We start from the raw sequence: 19,308 nt of genomic DNA on the forward strand, positions 1-19,308 counted from the left end.
CTGGGTGTCTGCGGTGTCTCAGCGCACGTAACGCGTGAGAGGCCGGACTTGTGCCCGACCCGAGGCGGAGATTTTGCCTCACATCAAGGTCTGTTACTCAATCGACACCCAAAAGGGCCGCTCAGGAGTGGCCGGCTTGGGTGGCGATGGGGACCGTACACGGTCCCGGTGTCGCGCTCCACGGGCGCCACCCCGTGTACTTCCCGTGATATCGGGCCCCGAAAACCCCGACTTTTGCGGGTTTTCCGGGGGAGCCCCTGGTCACGGAGCGTTGACGGTCGGAAATTCGCTCCTGTGATCGATCACACACGGACGATCCGGGCGCAGGTCCCGAAAATTCCGCTCAAAGCGAACAAAATAATTCGTGCCCGGATCGCTCCACCCGACCTCTCAGACGGGTAGCGAGACGCGCATCACAAGGCCACCGCCTTCCCGGGGCTCCGCGATGATACGGCCACCGTGAGCGCGCGCCACGGACCGCGCGATCGACAGGCCGAGCCCGACCCCCTTGTCGCTGCCCGTTCGCTCCGTACGCAGCCGTCTGAAGGGCTCGAAGAGGTTGTCGATCTCGTACGCCGGCACCACGGGGCCGGTGTTCGAGACCACCAGCAGCGCCTGGCCGCCCTGGAGCTCGGTGGTGACCTCCACCCAGCCGTCCGCCGGGACGTTGTAGCGCACGGCGTTCTGCACGAGGTTCAGCGCGATCCGCTCCAGCAGGACGCCATTGCCCTGGACGACGGCGGGGGCCCGCCCGCCGCGGATCTCCACACCACGTTCCTCGGCCTCGCCGCGAGTCTGGTCGATCGCCCGTGAGGCGACCTCCGCGAGGTCGACCGGTTTGCGCTCGACGATCTGGTTGTCACTGCGGGCCAGCAGCAGCAGGCCCTCGACCAGCTGCTCACTGCGCTCGTTGGTGGCCAGCAGGGTCTTGCCGAGCTGTTTCAGCTCCGGCGGGGCCTGGGGGTCGGACAGGTGGACCTCCAGCAGCGTGCGGTTGATCGCGAGCGGCGTGCGCAGCTCGTGCGACGCGTTGCCGACGAACCGCTGCTGGGCGGTGAAGGCCCGCTCCAGGCGGTCGAGCATCTCGTCGAAGGTGTCGGCGAGCTCCTTCAGCTCGTCGTCCGGGCCGTCCAGCTCGATCCGGCGGGACAGGTCGGTTCCGGCCACCCGGCGGGCGGTGCGGGTGATCCGGCCCAGCGGCGAGAGCACGCGCCCGGCCATCGCGTAACCGAAGGCGAAGGCGATGACGCTCAGCCCGACCAGGGCCAGCAGCGAGCGGTTCAGGAGCGTGTCGAGCGCCTGCTGCCGCTGGTGGTTGACGCAGGAGTTCATCGCCGCGTTGAAGGCTTTCGGAGATGCCTTCTCGGGCAGGTTGCAGACATCGCTGGTGACCTGCCCGTTGACGATCTCGAACGGCAGCTCGCTGCCCACGTGCAGGGCCTGCGCGGCCAGCATGTAGATGATCGACAGCAGCAGGATTCCGGCAATCAGGAACATGCCGCCGTAGAGCAGCGTGAGCCGTATCCGGATGGTCGGGCGCAGCCAGTAGGGGGGCTCCTGCTGTTTGGGCTCCCAGGTGGGCTTCGGGGGCGCCGTCGGCGGCGCGGGGGCGGTGGGCATCGGCCGTCAGATCCGGTAGCCGGAACCGGGCACGGTGACGATCACCGGTGGCTCGCCGAGTTTCCGGCGCAGCGTCATGACCGTCACCCGGACGACATTGGTGAACGGGTCGGTGTTCTCGTCCCAGGCCTTCTCCAGCAGCTGCTCGGCCGAGACGACCGCGCCCTCGCTGCGCATCAGGACCTCCAGCACGGCGAACTCCTTCGGTGCGAGCTGGACCTCCGTCTCGCCCCGGAAGACCTCGCGCCGGTTGGGGTCGAGCTTGATGCCGGCCCGCTCCAGGACGGGCGGCAGGGCCACCGTCGTACGCCGGCCGAGCGCCCGCACCCGCGCGGTGAGCTCGCTGAAGGCGAACGGCTTGGGCAGGTAGTCGTCGGCGCCCAGCTCCAGGCCCTCGACGCGGTCGCTGACGTCGCCGGACGCGGTGAGCATCAGCACTCGGGTGGGCATGCCCAGCTCGACGATCCGACGGCAGACGTCGTCGCCGTGGACCAGGGGGAGGTCCCGGTCCAGCACCACGACGTCGTAGTCGTTGACCTCGATGCGCTCCAGGGCCGCCGCACCGTCGTACACGACATCGACGGCCATGGCCTCCCGGCGCAATCCGGTGGCCACCGCATCGGCGAGCAGCTGCTCGTCCTCCACGACGAGTACGCGCACGGCGCTGTCCTTCCTTAGAAACCTACGTAGAAACTGCAGAACGTCCCGGAGTGCCCACGGTCCGTGGTCCGGACGCCCGTCGGCACGGGTGTGTCCGGCACCATCCTGCCCGCAACGCGCATAAACCGGCGGTAAGACGACGCTGCGCGACCTGGGACTCGGCAGAATTCGCCGGATTTTCGGGCCAGTTGAGGTTTCCCCGGGTTCCGGCCCGGGGAGGACGCATTCACACCCGAGATCACGCCTTGAATGTGGCGTGCCACAGGCCACTCCGTCCCCGGAGAGCGCGTGATCACCCGCCCTACCGCCTCCGTGCGGAGGGAAACCCCGGGCACACCCCCGTGCCACCGACCCACGATGAGGGGGCGCATTATGGACGCTTTCACCGCAGGTCTGCTGCAGCGGATCAAGACCACCGAGTACGACCTCACGAGAGCTCGGGAGACGGGCGACGACTTCCTCGCGGATGTCGAGCAGAGCGAGCTGGACGACCTTCACCGCCTCGCCGCCGAGCACGGCGTCGAAATCGGCGCCACCAGCGTCTGAGCACGTCGATAAGAAGGGCCCCCGATGCCGTGACCGACGTCGGGGGCCCTTCTCGCGCGCCGGGCGGACCTGGTCGGGCCCCGAGGCGCGGCAGACGGCAGTTTGACGACAGGGCCTAGTCGTGCCAGGCGCCGAACTCCTCCAGGAGGGCCTGGAGCGGCTCGAAGACGCCCGGCGTCGCGGCGACCGTCAGTTCGCCGTCGGCGGGCAGCCCGGGACGCCCGCCGGTGTGCGCGCCCGCCTCGCGGGCGATGAGATCACCGGCCGCCAGGTCCCACGGGTGGAGCCCGCGCTCGTAGTAGCCGTCCAGGCGGCCCGCGGCCACATCGCAGAGGTCCACGGCGGCGGAGCCGCCGCGCCGGATGTCACGGAGCCGCGGGATCAGCTTCTGGGCCACGGCCGCCTGGTGCGTACGGACGTCGCTGACGTAGTTGAAACCGGTCGAGACGAGCGCCTGGTCGAGCGGTGGCGCGGGCCGGCAGCGCAGCGCGGCGCCGTCCCCGTACGCGCCGCCCTCGGCGTACGCCCCGCCGCCGAGCACCGCCCGGTAGGTCTCGCGGCGCATCGGGGCCTCCACCACGCCCACGACCCGCACACCGTCCCGTTCGGCGGCGATGGACACGGCCCAGGTGGGCAGCCCGTAGAGGTAGTTCACGGTGCCGTCGAGCGGGTCGATGACCCAGCGGACGCCGCTGCTGCCCTCGGCGCTGGACCCTTCCTCGCCGAGGAAGCCGTCCTGCGGGCGGCGTTCGCTGAGGAAGCCGGTGATCAGCTTCTCGGCGGCGATGTCCATCTCGGTGACGACATCGATCGGGCTGGACTTGGTCGCGGCCACTCCCAGGTCGGCCGGGCGGCCGTCACGGAGCAGCGCGCCCGCGCGTGAGGCGGCCTCCAGGGCGAGGGCGAGCAGTTCTGACAGGTTCGGGTCGGTCACGGCTCTCCAGGGGTCGTGGGCGTACGACGGGGCGGTTACGCGTAGGGGCTGTCGGCCCCCGCTGCGGCGGGCTTCGGGGCCCGGGCCGGGCAGCAGCCGACCGGGCAGAGATCGTGGCTCGGTCCGAGCGCGCCCAGCGCGCACCGCTGTCCGCCCTGACCCCGCTCCGTGGCGGCGCGCTCCAGCACGAGCTCGCGCACGGCCGCGGCGAACCGCGGATCGGCGCCGACGGTCGCCGACCGTCGCACCGGCAGCCCCAGCTCGGCGGCCTTCGCGGTGGCCTCCGTGTCGAGGTCGTACAGGACCTCCATGTGGTCCGAGACGAATCCGACGGGGGCCATCACCGCGGCGGGCACACCGTCCGCGTGCAGCGCCTCCAGGTGGTCGCAGATGTCGGGCTCCAGCCACGGGATGTGCGGGGCTCCGCTGCGCGACTGGTAGACGAGCCGCCAGGGGTACTCGATGCCGGTCTCCTCGCGCACCGCGTCGACGATCAGCCGGGCGACGTCGAGGTGCTCGGCGACATAGGCGCCGCCGTCGCCGTGCGCCGCCACGGGGCCGGAGGTGTCGGCGGCGGAGGTGGGGATGGAGTGCGTGGTGAAGGCGAGGTGCGCCCCGGCCCGTACGTCCTCGGGGAGGTCGGCCAGGGAGGCGAGGACGCCGTCCACCATGGGGGCCACGAACCCGGGATGGTTGAAGTAGTGCCGGAGCTTGTCCACCCGGGGCACCGGCAGCCCCTCCGCCGCCAGGGCGGCCAGCGACTCGGCGAGGTTCTCGCGGTACTGGCGGCAGCCGGAGTAGGAGGCGTAGGCGCTGGTGGCGAGGACGGCGATGCGGCGGTGCCCGGCGGTGGTCATCTCGCGCAGCGTGTCGGTGAGGTACGGCGCCCAGTTGCGGTTGCCCCAGTACACCGGAAGATCCAGACCGTGCTCGGCGAAGTCCTTGCGCAGGGCGTCCAGCAGCGCCCTGTTCTGGGCGTTGATCGGACTGACGCCGCCGAACAGGAAGTAGTGCTTGCCGACCTCCTTCAGCCGCTCCTCGGGGATGCCTCGGCCACGGGTCACGTTCGCCAGGAACGGAACCACGTCGTCCGGGCCTTCGGGGCCGCCGAAGGAGAGCAGCAGCAGGGCGTCGTAGGGAGCGGGATCGCGCAGATCGGACATGACACCGATCCTGCCACCCGCTTCGGACAGCCCTCCCACCGACATCGGCTCCGGAACCCACCCCTCTGCCGGACCGATCGCCCGGAACGTAGGCTGTATCGGTTGGTTTCATGCATTACAGGCGCGTGCGAGCACGCTGTTCCGGAGTCCTCCTTGCCCAGTCCCTATCGCGCGATATTCGCCGCCCCCGGCACCAAGGGGTTCTCGGCGGCCGGATTCCTCGGCCGGATGCCGCTGTCCATGATGGGCATCGGTGTGGTGACCATGATTTCCCAGCTCACCGGCCGATACGGGCTGGCCGGCGCGCTCTCCGCGACGCTGGCGATGTCGGCGGCGGTGATCGGACCGCTGATCTCCCGGCTCGTCGACCGGCACGGACAGCGCCGGGTCCTGCGTCCCGCCACCCTGGTCGCGCTGGCGGCGGTGGCCGGGCTGCTGATCTGCGCGCAGCAGCGGCTGGCCGACTGGACGCTCTTCGTCTTCGCGGCGGGCGCCGGCTGTGTGCCCAGCGTGGGTTCGATGATCCGGTCGCGCTGGGCGGAGATCTACCGCGGTTCGCCGCGGCAGCTGCACACCGCGTACGCGTGGGAGTCGATCGTCGACGAGGTGTGCTTCATCTTCGGGCCGATCATCTCGATCGGTCTGTCCACCGCCTGGTTCCCGGAGGCCGGGCCGCTCCTGGCGGCCGGGTTCCTGATGGTCGGCGTCTTCTGGCTGACCGCGCAGCGGGCCACCGAGCCCGTCCCGCATCCGCGCCGGCAGCACACCGGCGGCACGGCGTTGCGCTCCCGGGGCCTCCAGGTGCTCGTGGTGACGTTCGTGGCCACCGGCGCGATCTTCGGGGCGATCGACGTGGTGACGGTGGCCTTCGCCGAGGAGCGTGGCCACAAGGCCGCCGCGAGCCTCGTACTGGCCGTGTACGCGCTGGGGTCCTGTCTGGCCGGAGCGGTCTTCGGGCTGCTCCACCTCAAGGGGAAGGCGTCCACCAGGTGGCTGGTGGGCGTGTGCGCGATGGCCGTGAGTATGATCCCCCTCCAACTGGCCGGGAACCTGCCGTTCCTGGCCGTGGCGCTCTTTGTCGCGGGTCTCGCCATCGCACCGACGATGGTCACCACCATGGCCCTCGTCGAACAGCACGTACCGCGCACCGAACTGACCGAGGGCATGACCTGGACCAGCACCGGGCTGGCCGTCGGAGTGGCGCTCGGCTCCTCGGCCGCCGGCTGGGTGGTCGACGCGTCGGGTGCCGAGGCGGGGTACGCGGTGCCCGTCGTGGCGGGAGCGCTCGCGGCCGCGGTGGCGTTCCTGGGGTATCGCCGGCTCAGCGGGCCGGTTCTCATGGAAGGGCGCGCGGAAGATGACCGACGCACGGACGACGACGAACGCGTGGCGTAACTGGGCGGGAAACGTCACCGCCCGGCCGGTACGGGCCGTGTCCCCGGCCTCCGTACCGGAACTCGCCGAGGTGCTGCGCCGGGCGTCCGAGGACGGTCTGCGGGTGAAGCCGGTCGGCACCGGGCACTCCTTCACGGCGACGGCGGCCACCGACGGCGTACTGATCCGCCCGGACCTGCTCACCGGCATCCGGAACATCGACCGCGAGGCGATGACGGTGACTGTCGAGGCCGGCACCCCGCTGAAGCGGCTGAACACCGCGCTGGCCCGCGAGGGCCTCTCGCTCACCAACATGGGCGACATCATGGAGCAGACGGTCGCGGGCGCCACCTCGACCGGCACCCACGGCACCGGCCGCGACTCGGCGTCCATATCCGCGCAGATCCGCGCCCTCGAACTGGTCACCGCCGACGGCACGGTGCTGACCTGCTCGAAGAAGGAGAACGCCGATATCTTCGCCGTCGCCCGGATCGGGCTCGGCGCGCTGGGTGTCATCACGGCGATCACCTTCGCCGTGGAGCCGGTCTTCCTGCTGACGGCCCGTGAGGAGCCGATGACCTTCGACCGGGTCATGGGCGGCTTCGACGAGCTGGTCGCCGAGAACGAGCACTTCGAGTTCTACTGGTTCCCGCACACCGGGAACTGCAACACCAAGCGCAACAACCGCAGCGCCGGCCCCGCCGCCCCGCCCGGAAAGGTCAGCGGCTGGATCGAGGACGAGCTCCTCTCCAACGGGATCTTCCAGGTGGCCTGTTCGCTGGGCCGGGCGGTGCCCGCCACCATTCCCTCGATCGCCAAGCTCTCCAGCCGCGCCCTGTCGGCCCGTACGTACACCGACATCCCCTACAAGGTCTTCACCAGCCCGCGCCGGGTCCGCTTCGTGGAGATGGAGTACGCGGTGCCGCGCGAGGCCGCCGTGGAGGCGCTGCGCGAGGTGAAGGCGATGGTCGAGCGTTCGCCGCTGCGGATCAGCTTCCCGGTGGAGGTCCGTACCGCCCCCGCGGACGACATCGCGCTCTCCACCGCCTCGGGCCGCGACAGCGCGTACATCGCCGTCCATCTCTACAAGGGCACGCCCTACCAGGCGTACTTCACGGCGGTTGAGCGCATCATGACCGCCCATGGCGGCCGCCCGCACTGGGGCAAGGTCAATACCCGTGACGCCGAGTACCTCGCCGGGGTGTACCCGCGGTTCGGCGAGTTCACCGCGGTACGCGACCGGCTCGATCCGGACCGGCTCTTCGCCAACGACTACCTGCGCCGGGTCCTGGGCGAGTAGGTCCTTCCCGGCCCGCGACGGCCCCGCGCGCCCCAGGCGTACCCGCCCGGGGCGCGGGGCCGTTCCTCACTGCCCGGTGTCCGCGCCCGCGGTGGCGGCGTTGCCCTGCGCCGGGGCCTCGCCCGCGGGATCCGTGCCGGCGGTGGCGCCGTCGGCGGGGGCCGACGGGGAGGGCGTGGCCGCCGGGGACGGGCTCGTACGGTCACCGGTGCTGCCGGACTGCGTGGGGCCGGGCGTCGGATCGGCCGAGGAGCGGCCGCCCTGTCCCGGGTCCGGACTCCGGCTCGCGCCGCCCTGCGGGTCCGTACCGGGCGTCGCACTGCTCTCCCGGCCCGGCGTCCGCTCCTGGCCGGGTCCGGTGTTCGTCGACGGCGCCGGATCGTCCGACCCGGAATTCCGCTCCCCGCCGCGCACCACGGAACCGACGGTCGTGCCCTGACCGCCACTCAGGTCGTTGCCGGAGACCAGCTCGTACGTGGTGATTCCGGCCATCGTGAGGACGAAGACCACCGCCGCGCCGAGCGCCGACCGCTTCCAGCCCCGGATCCGGGTGCCGTGCGTACTGGCTTCGGAGAACTCCTCGTCCGGCTCCGGATGCGCCGTGGTGAGCAGTTGGGTGGCGTCGAGGGGCCGCAGCACGCGCGTGCGGTCCGGATCCTCGCCCGGGGCAGGCGGCGGGACCGTGGCGTCCGCCCTGCGGAGCACGGTCGTGGCGTCCATGGCGGGCAGCACGGTGGTGGCGTCCGCGGCGCCCGCGGTTCCGGCCGGTGAACGTCGTGTCCCCTTCGTCGCACGCGCACCGCTCGTCTCTCGCGTATGCACCGTCACCTCGCGGTCCGGGTGCTTCACCTGGACCGTGACCTCGCGGATCTGCTCCCCCGTGCGACGGAAGAAGTGCTGGAAGACCGAACCGCCGCAGGTGGCGACGACGCTCATCACTCCGGCGCCGAGGATCGTTCCGTACACACCCAGCTGGGAGGCGGCCACCGCTGCCGCGACCGCTGCCACGGCACTGCCCGCCACCTGCGGCAGGCTCAGATCGATACGCCTTTCTTTGGGTTCTATGTCACTTTCCGGCTTCTGCACCATTTCCAGCCCTTGATTGACATCTCTCCCACCATGCAACAGAAAGGGACACTTGAGCGAAGTGAATAGTTCCGCTTCCGGAGATTCTGTGAAGCAGGACACGCGCGCGGGGCGCACCACCCCGGGCCCGATGACCCAACTCCCGCACCTCACGAGAACTTCGACGGCGCGGCGGTCCACTCTGGTGGCCCGAATGGAGTACTGTGGCGAGCCCTGGGGCCGGACTCCCGAGCGGGTGTCCGGGATCTTCGGGAGGGGGCCGAAGGAGGCACTCGATCCGGCGGCGCCACGGCATCGCACGGGGACTGGCTACAAGAGGTGACCAGCGGTCACTTTCTGTTGCAGAATAGGTCACCGTGTCATACCGGCGATCAAGGGCTCACGCCCGACACGCCGGGCAACACGGCAATGTTGTGGCAGGCTGCACCCGGGCAGGCCACACTCGACTAGCGGAAGCAGCGACGCACGTGACGTCGGCAGGCACCACCCGGGAGGTCCCCATGCCCGAACTGCGTGTCGTGGCCGTCTCCAACGACGGCACACGACTGGTGCTCAAGGCTGCGGACAGCACGGAGTACACGCTTCCCATCGACGAGCGGCTGCGCGCCGCCGTGCGCAACGACCGCGCGCGACTCGGCCAGATCGAGATCGAGGTGGAGAGCCACCTCCGCCCCCGCGACATCCAGGCGCGGATACGAGCCGGTGCCTCCGCGGAGGAGGTCGCCCAGTTCGCCGGGATCCCCGTCGACCGTGTCCGACGCTTCGAGGGCCCCGTGCTCGCGGAGCGCGCCTTCATGGCCGAGCGGGCCCGGAAGACTCCCGTGCGCCGTCCCGGCGAGAACACCGGCCCCCAGCTCGGCGAGGCGGTGCAGGAGCGGCTGCTGCTGCGCGGCGCCGACAAGGAGACCGTCCAGTGGGACTCCTGGCGCCGCGACGACGGCACCTGGGAGGTCCTGCTGGTCTACCGGGTCGCGGGCGAGCCGCACTCGGCCAGCTGGACGTACGACCCGCCGCGCCGCCTGGTCCAGGCCGTTGACGACGAGGCGCGTTCGCTGATCGGCGAGACCGACGATGTCGCCGCGCCCGAGCCGAGCTTCCCGTTCGTGCCCCGGATCGCCCGGCTGCCCCGGGACCGGCCGCTGGACCGAGCCCTGGACCGTCAGATGGAGCGGCCGACGGCCCCGCCGCCCCCGCCCGAGCCCGAGGAGCACATCGCGTCCGTCTCGGCCGGTGAGCGCGATTCGCTGACCAGCCTGCTGGAGGCGGTGCCGAGCTTCCGCGGCGACATGGTGGTGCCGGAACGGCCGACGCAGCCCGAGCCGCCCGCCATCGAGCCCGCCGCACAGGAACCGGAGGCCGACGAGCCGCCGGCCGCGGCAGCCTCCGCGGGCGCCGGTTCCGCCTACGCGGACGTGCTGATGCCGCGAGCGGTGGCCGGCCACCGCGACCGGCTGACCGGTACGACGGACCGCCAGGCCGAGGCGGACGGCGTCCGGCCGGGCCGCCGGGCCGCCGTACCGACCTGGGACGAGATCGTCTTCGGTACCCGGCGCAAGAAGCAGGACTGAGCGGGGAAGCCGCGACATGACGAGGGCCCGTACGCCACTGCGTACGGGCCCTCGCGCCGTTCGCGCCGGCCGTGCCCCTCACTCACGGGGCCGGGTGCGGCGGTCCCGTTCGGCGCGCCCGCCGTTACTGGGGCTCGGGCCCCGTGGCGACCGGGCGGGACTCGTCGCCGGACCACTCGGACCAGGAGCCCGCGTACAGCGCCGCGGGAATACCGGCGACGGCCAGGGCCAGGACTTCGTGGGCGCCGGAGACCCCGGAGCCGCAGTAGACGCCGATCTCCGCCGCCTGGTCGGCACCGAGCTCCTTGAAGCGGACCGTCAGCGCCTCCGGGGCCAGGAACCGGCCGTCCTCCCCCGTGTTCTCGGAGGTCGGGGCCGAGACGGCGCCCGGGATGTGGCCCCCCACCCGGTCGATCGGCTCCACATCTCCCCGGTAACGCTCGGCGGCCCGTGCGTCGAGCAGCAGCCCCGAGCGGGCCAGCGCCGCCGCCCCGTCCGCGTCGAGCAGCGGCAGCGCACCGGGAGCGGGCCGGAAGTCGCCCTCGGCCGGGGCCGGGATCCCGGTCTGGAGGTCACCCGTCCAGGCGGCGAGACCGCCGTCCAGGACCCTGACGTCCGGGTGGCCCGTCCAGCGCAGCAGCCACCAGGCTCGGGCCGCCGCCCAGCCCTGGCCGCCGTCGTACACGACCACCGGGGTGTCCCGGGAGACACCGGCCCGGCGCATCACCGCCCCGAATTCGTCCGGATCGGGCAGTGGATGGCGGCCGCCGCTGCCCGCGGGTCCGGCGAGTTCCGCGTCCAGGTCGACGAAGACCGCACCGGGAATGTGCCCGGCCTCGTAGTCGGGCCGCCCGTTCGGGCCGCCGAGCCGCCAACGTACGTCCAGGAGCACCGGCGGACGTGGCCCCGCCGACTCGCTCGCGTATTCCGATGCGGTGATGATGGGCTTCATGGGTGCCATCCTCGCGCAGGAGGCACCCCACCCGGAACACCCTCGAAACGGGCGCACCGCAGCAAATCAGTCTCCCTGCGTCGAGATCCGGAAAGTGCGGCGCGGCCGGAGCGCATCGTGCGCCGGGTGGTGCCAACATCTGCACGGGGCGTACACAACCCGTACCGCACGAGAGCGCACCGGCCCCGTTCCCCCCGTACGGCCACCACCCCGCTGGTCCGAGGAGAGAGTGACGATGACCGAGGCTGCCGCCCCGCGTACGCCCGGAACACCCTGCTGGGTGAGTCTGATCGTGCACGGCCTGAGCACGACCCAGGACTTCTACGCCGATCTGTTCGGCTGGGAATTCGTGCCGGGTCCGGACCAGCTGGGTCCGTACGTCCGGGCGCTGCTCGACGGAAAGGTGGTGGCGGGCCTCGGACAGCTGCCGCCCGACCGCCATCTGCCGGTGGCCTGGACGACCTACCTGGCCACCGACGACGCGGATCTCACGGCGGAGACCATCCGGTCCTGCGGCGGCACAGTCGCCGTGGGGCCGCTCGACGCGGGTGAGGCGGGCCGGCTCGCCATCGCCTCCGACCCCGGAGGTGCGGTCTTCGGCATCTGGCAGGCCGCCGCGCACGTCGGTACCGCGCTCGCCGGTGCTCCCGGCACGCCGGTCTGGAACGAGCTGGTGACCCGCGAGACCGCGACGGTCTGCAAGTTCTACCAGACGGTCTTCGGCTACGAGGCGGAGGCAGTCGTCTCTGCCGACTTCGACTACCAGACCCTGCATCTGGCGGGCCGCCCGGTGGCCTCGCTACACGGTGTCGGCCACGCCCTGCCGCGCGACCGGGGCCCGCACTGGATGACGTACTTCGAGGTCTCCGACACCGACGAGGCCGCCCGGCGGGTGGTGGAGCTCGGCGGGTACATCCTCCAGCCGCCCAGGGAGGGGTCGAGCGGCCGGGTGGCGACCGTGGCGGATCCGGAGGGCGCGGCGTTCACGATCGTCCGGTCGACCCCCCGCTGACCGCCCGGCTGCGGAGGTCTCAGCCGGCCCGGACCCGTTCGACGTGCCGACGGGCGGGGCCGGCCAGCCGGGCGTGCATCTCGTCGAAGATCTCGGACGCGTGGGTTCCGCTCCATTCGGCGGGCAGCAGCTCACGCGCGACACCGGGATCGAGGTAGACGAGCCGGCGCCAGTCGGTGAGCACCCTGATGTACGTCGTGAAGGCTTCCCGGTCCGTCACCGCGGTGCCGTTCGCGATCCGCTCGGCCACCGGGCGGTGCGCGGCGAGGAATTCGACGTACAGCCGCTGCAGCCGGGCGGTGTCCCACCAGGAACGGACCTTCGCGGCGAGTTCCTCGCCGTCTCCCCCGCCGGCCGACAGGTAGTCGGCCCGGAAGAGGTCGGCGTACGAGCGCAGGCCGTGCCTGGCCAGCATGGACTCCGCCTCGTCGTGCACGTGTCCCGGTGCGATCCACACCCCGGCGGAAACGGAACCGAAGCCGAGCCGGGTGAGCTGAGTACGCAGGGTGTGCCGCCTGGCGCGTTCCGACTCGGGCACCGAGAAGACGACCAGCACCCAGCCCTCGGACACGGTGGCCCGCCGGGCCGCGAAGATGCGCGGATCGCCGTCGCGCAGCATCCGCTCGGTCTCGGGCGAGATCCGGTAGCCGGCCGCTCCGGAGACCGACCGGGCTTCGAGCAGTCCGGCCCGCTTCAGCCGGGAGACACAGGAGCGTACGGTCGGTGCCTCGACGCCGAGGTCGGCGAGCAGCTGGATCAGCGAGGCCACCGACATCCAGCCGTCGGTGTCGCGCGCGTACAGCCCGTAGACGGTCACGATCAGCTGCCTGGGCTGCACCTTGCCCAGCGGGCCCGGTCCGGAGTCGTCCTCTTCCGCGCTCACCGTGTTCACGGCCTCATCCTAAGCAGCCCCGGGCGGGCGGCCGACGGGTGGTTCAGGCGGAGGTGACGGGCAGCACGTCGGGCGACAGCACGCCCGCACGAGCGGTGGCGCTGGTGGTCCTGCGCTGGTGGTGGCGCCGGCACAACACCTCGTAACCGACCTCGCCCGCCTGCTGGTTGACGTCTCCCACGACCACCTGGGCGCCTTCGACGACCATCTCGCCGCCGACCGTCCGGGCGTTGTGGGTGGCCCGTGCGCCGCACCAGCAGAGCGCTTCGACCTGGAGCGTCTCCACCCGGTCGGCCAGTTCGATCAGCCGCTGGGAGCCGGGGAACAGCTTGGTCCGGAAGTCGGTGGTGATGCCGAACGCGAAGACGTCCAGGTCGAGGTCGTCGACGATGCGTGCGAGCTGGTCGATCTGGACGGGAGCCAGGAACTGCGCCTCGTCGACGATCACGTAGTCCGCCCGGCCGCCCCGGCTTATCCGGTCGACGAGATGGGCGTACAGGTCCATGCCCTCGTCGGCCTCGACGGCCTCGGTGACCAGCCCCAGGCGTGAGGAGAGCTTGCCCTCCCCCGCCCGGTCGTCGCGGGTGAAGATCACGCCCTGCAGGCCGCGGGCCGAACGGTTGTGGCCGATCTGGAGCGCCAGCGTGCTCTTTCCGCAGTCCATCGTTCCGGAGAAGAACACAAGCTCGGGCATGAGGGGTTGAGCACCTTTCGGGCGGGGCTGATCGGGGGCGGGGACGGCAGCGGAGGGAAAAACGCGGTTACGAGCGTACTTCGAGGAGCGGGACGAGCTGCTCGACGGGGGTCATCGAGCCGTGCATGCCGACCATCGCGGACTCGTTCGGTTCGTTGACGGAGGCGGTGATCACCACGTCGTCGTGGGCCGCCGCGACGACGTCGCCTATCCTGCCGTGGACCCGTTCGTCGATCTTCGGGCCGAACCAGCCGGCCGCGATCGCCTCGTCCCGGCTCGCCACCCAGAACTGCTCGCCGAGCACTTCCTGCCAGACGGTCAGCACGTCCGCCTCGGCCCCCGGGACGGCGTACACATGCCGGCACCGGCCCTCGCCGCCGAGCAGGGCGACGCCCGCGCGCAGCTCCCAGTCCTCGTCGAAGTCGATCCGGGACTGCTCGTCGAACGGGATGTCGATCATTCCGTGGTCGGCGGTGATGTAGAGCGCCGAGCGGGGCGGGAGCTGTTCGGCCAGGCGCCGCGCCAGGCCGTCCACGTACATCAGCTGTCCGCGCCAGGCGTCGGAGTCGACACCGAAGCGGTGACCCTTGCCGTCGACCTCGCTGTAGTACGTGTAGACGAGCGACCGGTCACCCGCGGCGAGCCGTTCGGCGGCGGTGTCCATCCGCTCCTCGCCGGAGAGCCGTCCCAGGAACGAGCCGCCGCTGAGCGCGACCTTGGTGAGCGGGGTCTGCTCGAAGGCGGGGGCGGAGACCTGGGCAGTGCGCACACCCGCGGCGTCGGCGAGCTGGAAGACGGTGGGGTAGGGCTGCCATGCCTTCGGGGAGGTCCAGGGCTTCCAGCGGAGCTGGTTCATCAGCTCGCCGGTCTCCGGATTGCGTGCGCTGTAGCCGGGCAGGCCGTGTTCCCCGGGCGGAAGGCCGGTGCCCACCGAGGCCAGCGAGGTCGCCGTGGTGGCCGGGAAGCCCGCCGTGATCGGACGGCCCGTGCCGCCGCGCGAGGTGGGGAGCAGGGAGTGCAGAAACGGGGCCTCGTCGGGGTGGGCCCTGATCTGTTCCCAGCCGAGGCCGTCGATCAGGAACACGCAGTTCCGGTCGGCGGGGGTGAGTTCGGGGATCGCCGCGGTGAAGCCGGCGACGCCCTGTCCGGCGGCGAGCGTGGGCAGCAGATCGGCGAGCGATCCGCGGCCGTACTCCGGCACCGGGGCGCTGTCGACGGAGAGCGGAACGGGGTCCTGCCAGGCCGGCTGCGCCATCAGCGGCCGGTCGCCGCAGTCGCGGCCGTGGCCTCGGAGAGCGACTGGGCGAAGGCGAGGGTCTGGCGCACGGTGTCCGGGCCGTCACCGGCCTCGCTGACCCGCAGGCTCAGGTCGTCGGCGGTGGAGTTGCCGGTGTAGCCGTGGTCGGCCTCGCAGTTGGGGTCGCCGCAGGCGGCCGGTTCCAGGTCGATCCGGGAGACGGCGCCCCAGCCGATGGTGAGGACGACCTCGCGGGGCAGCGTGCCCGGTACGTACTTCTCGGGGTTGGCCACGACGCGGCTGACCACGACCGACGAGATCCGGTCGAGCTTGACCGACTCCGTGGAGGTGGTGGCGTACGGGGTCGGGGAGCTGGTGTCGGCGTTCTGCTCGTCGGTGTGGCTGACGATGAAGCGGTTGTCCGTCAGGACCAGGACCGTGACGTGGCGGCGCACCTCGTTGGAGTCGAAGGTGGTCTCCTGGTGCACCAGGTACGAAGCGACCGGCTCACCGCCCACGGCGGCCTCCACCGCCTCGGCCACGAGGGCCGGGTAGTAGCCACTGCGCTCGATCGCCGCGCGCAGCCCCTGGGTCGTCGTACCGGTCTTTGCCATGAGGACCATCCTACGGGGGGCGGATGACTGCCGGGGACGTTGTGCGCCACGGCGGACCGGAGCCCCGGGCAGGACGGCGCCCGCCCCCGTCGGCGTCAGTAGTTGGGGAGGCGGCGGGGGCCGAGATCGGTGCGGGCCGGAGGCGGTGAGAGGCGGACGCTCGCACCGAGGACGGTCAGCCCCTGGGTGGCGACCACGACCGGTTCCAGGGCGATGGAGACCACCTCGGGATGGTCGTCGACCAGCCGGGAGACCCGCAGCAGCAGCTCTTCGAGCGAGGCGGTGTCCACCGGTGCCGCGCCGCGCCAGCCGAACAGCACCGGGGCCGCCCGGATGGACCGGATCAGCTCGGCGGCGTCGCGGTCGGTGGCTGGGACGAGGCGGTGGGCGGTGTCGCCGAGGAGTTCGGAGGGCGCGCCCGCGAGCCCGAAGGAGAGGACGGCGCCGGCCGCGGGGTCGATCGTGGCCCGTACGACGGTGTCGACGCCGCGCGGCGCCATGGACTGGACCACGGGCTGGAGTTCGGCGGGCTTGCCGAGCAGGTCGGTCAGTTCGCCGTACGCCCGGCGCAGCGCGGTCTCGTTGGCGAGGTCGAGCCGGACGCCGCCGAGATCGGCCCGGTGACGCAGGTGCGGCGCGGTGGTCTTGAGCGCCACGGGATAACCGAGCCGGGCCGCCGCCGCGACCGCGGCGTCCGGGTCGGATGCCGGGAGCGTCGGCCGTACGGTGATGCCGTAGTGGCCCAGGAGTTCGCGGGCCTGGTCGGGCACCAGCTGGAGGCCCCTCGGGTCGGGGTCGGGGCCGAGGAGGGTGTCGATGAGGGCGGCGGTGCCGGGCTCGTCGATGGTGTCGTCGAGGAACTCGGGCACCTTGCCGGGCACGGCGGCCTGCCGTCGCCACTGCGCGTACCGCACCGCTTCGGCCAGTGCGCGCACCGCCCGTTCGGCGGCGGGGTAGGCGGGGATCCGGCCGTTCCGGGTGCCGGGGGCGCTGGTGAGTGGGGCTGCGGATGCCGGGCCGGGCTCGGGCGGGGCGGTCCGGACCGAAGGCGGGTCCGGGGTCGAGGTCGGGGCCGGGGTCGGGCGGGGCTGGGCGACCGTGCTTGTGGCCGCGGCGAGGGCCTCGGCCAGCCCGCCGATCTCGACGTGCACGACGGCCACCGGCTTGGCCGGGCCTGCGGCGGCGGCCGTGTGCAGGGCGGCCGCGAGCACCTCTCCGTCGCCCGACTCCGCCTCGCCGTCCTCGCCGACCCACGGGATCGCCGTCACCACCACCGAGTCGCAGCCGTCGTCGGCGAGGGCTTCGGCCAGGGCGTTCCTGAAGTCCTGAGGGGTGGCGGCGGTGGTGAGGTCGAGGGGCGGGCGCGGGCGCAGCCCCTCGGCGAGGCAGGCGTCGTACGTGAGGAGACCGAGCGATTCGGAATTGCCGAGGATCGCGACCCGGGGGCCGGCCGGGAGCGGCTGGTCGGCGAGGAGGAGGCCCGCGTCGACCATCTCCGTCACCGTGTCGACCCGGATCACGCCCGCCTGCCGCATCAGCGCCGAGACCGTCGCGTCCGGGATCCGGCTGATCGGTACCGCGTGGCCGGGCGGGGTGGAGCCGCTGTGCCTGGCGCCCTTCACCACGACCACCGGCTTGACCGCCGCGGTGCGCCGCGCGAGGCGGGTGAACTTGCGGGGGTTGCCGAGCGATTCGAGGTACAGCAGGGCGACGTCGGTGTCGGGGTCCTCGTACCAGTACTGGAGGAAGTCGTTGCCGGAGATGTCGGCGCGGTTGCCCGCGGAGATGAAGGTGGACAGGCCCGCGCCGCGCCGGTAGAGCCCGGAGAGCAGCGCGATGCCGATCGCGCCGGACTGGGTGAAGAGGCCGATGCGCCCGGGGGCGGGCGGCTCGGGGGCGAGCGAGGCGTTCAGCCGAACCGTTTCGGCGTTGTTGATCAGACCGAAGGCGTTCGGCCCGATGATCCGCATTCCGTACGAGCGGGCCTGCCGGACCAGTTCGCGCTGCCGTTCCCGGCCCTCGGCGCCCCATTCGGCGTATCCGGCGGAGAGGACGACCAAACCCTGGACGCCGTGCTCGCCGCAGTCCGCGACGGCTTCCGGGACCCGGTCGGCCGGGACGGCGACGACCGCGAGGTCGACCTGCTCGTCGATGTCGCCGATCGAGCGGTGGGCGGGGACGCCGTCGATGGTCACCTGGCCGGCGGCGAGGGCGCGGTTCACGGCGTACGTGCGGCCGGTGAAGCCGGCCCCGAGGAGGTTGCGCAGGACCGTGCGGCCGACGCCGCCGGGGGTCCGGCCGACGCCGATGACCGCGACGGATCCGGGGGCCAGCAGGCGCTGCACGGACCGCGCCTCCGCCCGCTGCTCACGGCCGCGCTGGACGGCGAGGGACTCCGCTGTCGGTTCGAGGTCAAGGGTGAGGTGGACGGAGCCGTCCTCGAAGCTGCGCTGCTGGGTGTAGCCGGCGTCCCGGAACACCTTGATCATCTTGGTGTTGGCGGGCAGCACCTCGGCGGCGAAGCGGCGGATGCCGCGCTCGCGGGCGACGGCGGCGATGTGTTCGAGGAGCGCCGAGGCCACGCCGCGTCCCTGGTGCGCGTCCTGGACGAGGAAGGCGACCTCGGCCTCGTCGGCGGGGGCGGAGGCGGGCCTGCCGCGCTCGTCGATCCGGTCGTAGCGGACGGTCGCGATGAACTCGCCGCCGACCGTGACGGCGAGCCCCACCCGGTCGACGTAGTCGTGATGGGTGAAGCGGTGCACGTCCCGGTCGGACAGCCGTGGGTGCGGCGCGAAGAACCGGTAGTACTTCGACTCGTCGGAGACCTGCTCGTAGAAACTGACCAGCAGTTCGGCGTCGTCCGTGGTGATGGGCCTGATGCGCGCGGTGCCTCCGTCGCGGAGCACCACGTCCGCTTCCCAGTGGTCGGGATAAGCGTGATGCGGACTCTGCTCCGGCGCGGGCTGCATGGGCAAAGAGTACGGCTCCGTCAGCGGTCGCGTAGGTCCCGGGGCCGGGGCAGTCTGAGAGGGCCGATCGGCGGGGCCGCAGGCATCGCGGGCTGCTCCCGGGGTCGGCCGGAGCACTGCGCACCGCGTGAGAGACTGGTCTAGACAACTGTTGATTCGTGAAGGGCAGAACCATGGCTGAGCGCCGCGTCAACGTCGGTTGGGCCGAGGGCCTGCACGCCCGCCCCGCTTCCATCTTCGTCCGTGCCGCCACGGCTTCCGGCGTCCCCATGACGATCGCCAAGGCCGACGGCAACCCGGTGAACGCAGCCTCCATGCTCGCGGTCCTCGGTCTCGGCGCGCAGGGTGGCGAGGAGATCGTGCTCGCATCCGAGGCCGACAACTCCGAAGCCGCCCTGGACCGCCTGGCGAAGCTCGTCACCGAGGGGCTCGAGGAGCTCCCGGAGACCGTCTGAACCATGCTCCGAGAGAGAGCCGTGGCACCCTGGAACGGGGCCACGGCTCTTTTGTTTCCGGAACGGGCCGCTTTGTTTCCGGAACGGGCCGCCCGGCGGAAATCCGGATGACCGAGATGCGGGGAGTCGGAATTCGAGCAGCAGACCTCGGCCACCCGGGATCCCAGCGCGCGAAATTCGGTCGGGGCGAAATGCGGGACGACCGGCCGGGGAACATCCCGAGCAACTACCT

17 protein-coding genes are annotated in these 19,308 nt (G+C 71.9%); 6 read left to right on the top strand and 11 right to left on the bottom strand.

The annotated features are described in order from the left end of the window. Positions 1-390 precede the first annotated feature (390 nt). A complete protein-coding gene (locus OHA19_RS10365; RefSeq protein ID WP_405717026.1) occupies positions 391-1,620 on the bottom strand; it encodes a sensor histidine kinase in 1,230 nt (409 codons plus the stop codon). 6 nt (positions 1,621-1,626) lie between these two features. Then, positions 1,627-2,280, bottom strand: coding sequence for a response regulator transcription factor (locus OHA19_RS10370; RefSeq protein WP_072485872.1), 654 nt, complete (start codon positions 2,278-2,280; stop codon positions 1,627-1,629). 372 nt (positions 2,281-2,652) lie between these two features. On the opposite strand from OHA19_RS10370, the gene OHA19_RS10375 reads away from it, so the two are divergent. Next, on the top strand, positions 2,653-2,826 hold the full coding sequence (locus tag OHA19_RS10375) for a hypothetical protein (RefSeq protein WP_164495334.1): 174 nt from the start codon (positions 2,653-2,655) through the stop codon (positions 2,824-2,826). Positions 2,827-2,941: 115 nt separating this feature from the next. Here the strand turns inward: OHA19_RS10375 and OHA19_RS10380 are convergent, their stop codons facing one another. After that, on the bottom strand, positions 2,942-3,760 hold the full coding sequence (locus tag OHA19_RS10380; RefSeq protein WP_405717025.1) for an inositol monophosphatase family protein: 819 nt from the start codon (positions 3,758-3,760) through the stop codon (positions 2,942-2,944). Between the two features lie 35 nt (positions 3,761-3,795). Further along, on the bottom strand, positions 3,796-4,923 hold the full coding sequence (locus tag OHA19_RS10385; RefSeq protein WP_405717024.1) for a ferrochelatase: 1,128 nt from the start codon (positions 4,921-4,923) through the stop codon (positions 3,796-3,798). A 153-nt stretch (positions 4,924-5,076) separates the two neighbouring features. On the opposite strand from OHA19_RS10385, the gene OHA19_RS10390 reads away from it, so the two are divergent. Further along, the gene (locus OHA19_RS10390; protein ID WP_405717023.1) at positions 5,077-6,318 is read left to right on the top strand and encodes an MFS transporter; all 1,242 of its coding nucleotides are present in this window, start codon (positions 5,077-5,079) and stop codon (positions 6,316-6,318) included. Continuing rightward, positions 6,281-7,597: a D-arabinono-1,4-lactone oxidase gene (locus OHA19_RS10395; protein WP_405717022.1), complete on the top strand. Its 1,317-nt coding sequence runs from the start codon at positions 6,281-6,283 to the stop codon at positions 7,595-7,597. The genes OHA19_RS10390 and OHA19_RS10395 overlap by 38 nt, the downstream gene beginning before the upstream one ends. A gap of 66 nt (positions 7,598-7,663) precedes the next feature. On the opposite strand, the gene OHA19_RS10400 is transcribed toward OHA19_RS10395, so the two are convergent. Next, positions 7,664-8,686: a hypothetical protein gene (locus OHA19_RS10400; protein WP_405749965.1), complete on the bottom strand. Its 1,023-nt coding sequence runs from the start codon at positions 8,684-8,686 to the stop codon at positions 7,664-7,666. A gap of 497 nt (positions 8,687-9,183) precedes the next feature. Here OHA19_RS10400 and sepH point away from each other — a divergent pair, with 497 nt between their 5' ends. Beyond that, complete coding sequence (gene sepH / locus OHA19_RS10405) at positions 9,184-10,251, top strand: septation protein SepH (protein WP_351262554.1); 1,068 nt, start codon at positions 9,184-9,186, stop codon at positions 10,249-10,251. Between the two features lie 124 nt (positions 10,252-10,375). On the opposite strand, the gene OHA19_RS10410 is transcribed toward sepH, so the two are convergent. Beyond that, positions 10,376-11,203 (bottom strand): sulfurtransferase, encoded by an 828-nt coding sequence (locus OHA19_RS10410; protein ID WP_405749966.1) that lies wholly within the window; start codon positions 11,201-11,203, stop codon positions 10,376-10,378. Between the two features lie 235 nt (positions 11,204-11,438). Here OHA19_RS10410 and OHA19_RS10415 point away from each other — a divergent pair, with 235 nt between their 5' ends. After that, complete coding sequence (locus OHA19_RS10415) at positions 11,439-12,215, top strand: VOC family protein (RefSeq protein WP_405717019.1); 777 nt, start codon at positions 11,439-11,441, stop codon at positions 12,213-12,215. 19 nt (positions 12,216-12,234) lie between these two features. On the opposite strand, the gene OHA19_RS10420 is transcribed toward OHA19_RS10415, so the two are convergent. The 5 genes from OHA19_RS10420 to OHA19_RS10440 all read right to left on the bottom strand — a co-directional run bounded on the left by OHA19_RS10420 (position 12,235) and on the right by OHA19_RS10440 (position 18,621). Continuing rightward, positions 12,235-13,107 (bottom strand): PaaX family transcriptional regulator C-terminal domain-containing protein, encoded by an 873-nt coding sequence (locus OHA19_RS10420; protein ID WP_405717018.1) that lies wholly within the window; start codon positions 13,105-13,107, stop codon positions 12,235-12,237. Between the two features lie 43 nt (positions 13,108-13,150). After that, complete coding sequence (locus OHA19_RS10425; RefSeq protein WP_266729269.1) at positions 13,151-13,801, bottom strand: thymidine kinase; 651 nt, start codon at positions 13,799-13,801, stop codon at positions 13,151-13,153. A 67-nt stretch (positions 13,802-13,868) separates the two neighbouring features. Further along, a complete protein-coding gene (locus tag OHA19_RS10430) occupies positions 13,869-15,056 on the bottom strand; it encodes an alkaline phosphatase family protein (protein ID WP_405749968.1) in 1,188 nt (395 codons plus the stop codon). Beyond that, positions 15,056-15,652 (bottom strand): DUF5998 family protein, encoded by a 597-nt coding sequence (locus OHA19_RS10435; protein ID WP_093539487.1) that lies wholly within the window; start codon positions 15,650-15,652, stop codon positions 15,056-15,058. Before OHA19_RS10435 ends, OHA19_RS10430 begins: the two co-directional genes overlap by 1 nt. A 95-nt stretch (positions 15,653-15,747) precedes the next feature. Continuing rightward, the gene (locus tag OHA19_RS10440) at positions 15,748-18,621 is read right to left on the bottom strand and encodes a GNAT family N-acetyltransferase (protein ID WP_405717016.1); all 2,874 of its coding nucleotides are present in this window, start codon (positions 18,619-18,621) and stop codon (positions 15,748-15,750) included. A gap of 173 nt (positions 18,622-18,794) precedes the next feature. On the opposite strand from OHA19_RS10440, the gene OHA19_RS10445 reads away from it, so the two are divergent. Then, the gene (locus OHA19_RS10445) at positions 18,795-19,076 is read left to right on the top strand and encodes an HPr family phosphocarrier protein (protein WP_405717015.1); all 282 of its coding nucleotides are present in this window, start codon (positions 18,795-18,797) and stop codon (positions 19,074-19,076) included. Positions 19,077-19,308 lie beyond the last annotated feature (232 nt).

This window comes from Streptomyces sp. NBC_00012, assembly GCF_045040875.1.
Lineage (GTDB): Bacteria > Actinomycetota > Actinomycetes > Streptomycetales > Streptomycetaceae > Streptomyces.

Coding starts and splice junctions, on each gene's coding strand:
- OHA19_RS10430 (WP_405749968.1), bottom strand. CDS start 15,056: ATGGCGCAGCCGGCCTGGCAGGACCCCGTTCCGCTCTCCGTCGACAGC.
- OHA19_RS10445 (WP_405717015.1), top strand. CDS start 18,795: ATGGCTGAGCGCCGCGTCAACGTCGGTTGGGCCGAGGGCCTGCACGCC.
- sepH (WP_351262554.1), top strand. CDS start 9,184: ATGCCCGAACTGCGTGTCGTGGCCGTCTCCAACGACGGCACACGACTG.
- OHA19_RS10435 (WP_093539487.1), bottom strand. CDS start 15,652: ATGGCAAAGACCGGTACGACGACCCAGGGGCTGCGCGCGGCGATCGAG.
- OHA19_RS10440 (WP_405717016.1), bottom strand. CDS start 18,621: ATGCAGCCCGCGCCGGAGCAGAGTCCGCATCACGCTTATCCCGACCAC.
- OHA19_RS10400 (WP_405749965.1), bottom strand. CDS start 8,686: ATGGTGCAGAAGCCGGAAAGTGACATAGAACCCAAAGAAAGGCGTATC.
- OHA19_RS10415 (WP_405717019.1), top strand. CDS start 11,439: ATGACCGAGGCTGCCGCCCCGCGTACGCCCGGAACACCCTGCTGGGTG.
- OHA19_RS10365 (WP_405717026.1), bottom strand. CDS start 1,620: ATGCCCACCGCCCCCGCGCCGCCGACGGCGCCCCCGAAGCCCACCTGG.
- OHA19_RS10395 (WP_405717022.1), top strand. CDS start 6,281: ATGACCGACGCACGGACGACGACGAACGCGTGGCGTAACTGGGCGGGA.
- OHA19_RS10410 (WP_405749966.1), bottom strand. CDS start 11,203: ATGAAGCCCATCATCACCGCATCGGAATACGCGAGCGAGTCGGCGGGG.
- OHA19_RS10425 (WP_266729269.1), bottom strand. CDS start 13,801: ATGCCCGAGCTTGTGTTCTTCTCCGGAACGATGGACTGCGGAAAGAGC.
- OHA19_RS10375 (WP_164495334.1), top strand. CDS start 2,653: ATGGACGCTTTCACCGCAGGTCTGCTGCAGCGGATCAAGACCACCGAG.
- OHA19_RS10385 (WP_405717024.1), bottom strand. CDS start 4,923: ATGTCCGATCTGCGCGATCCCGCTCCCTACGACGCCCTGCTGCTGCTC.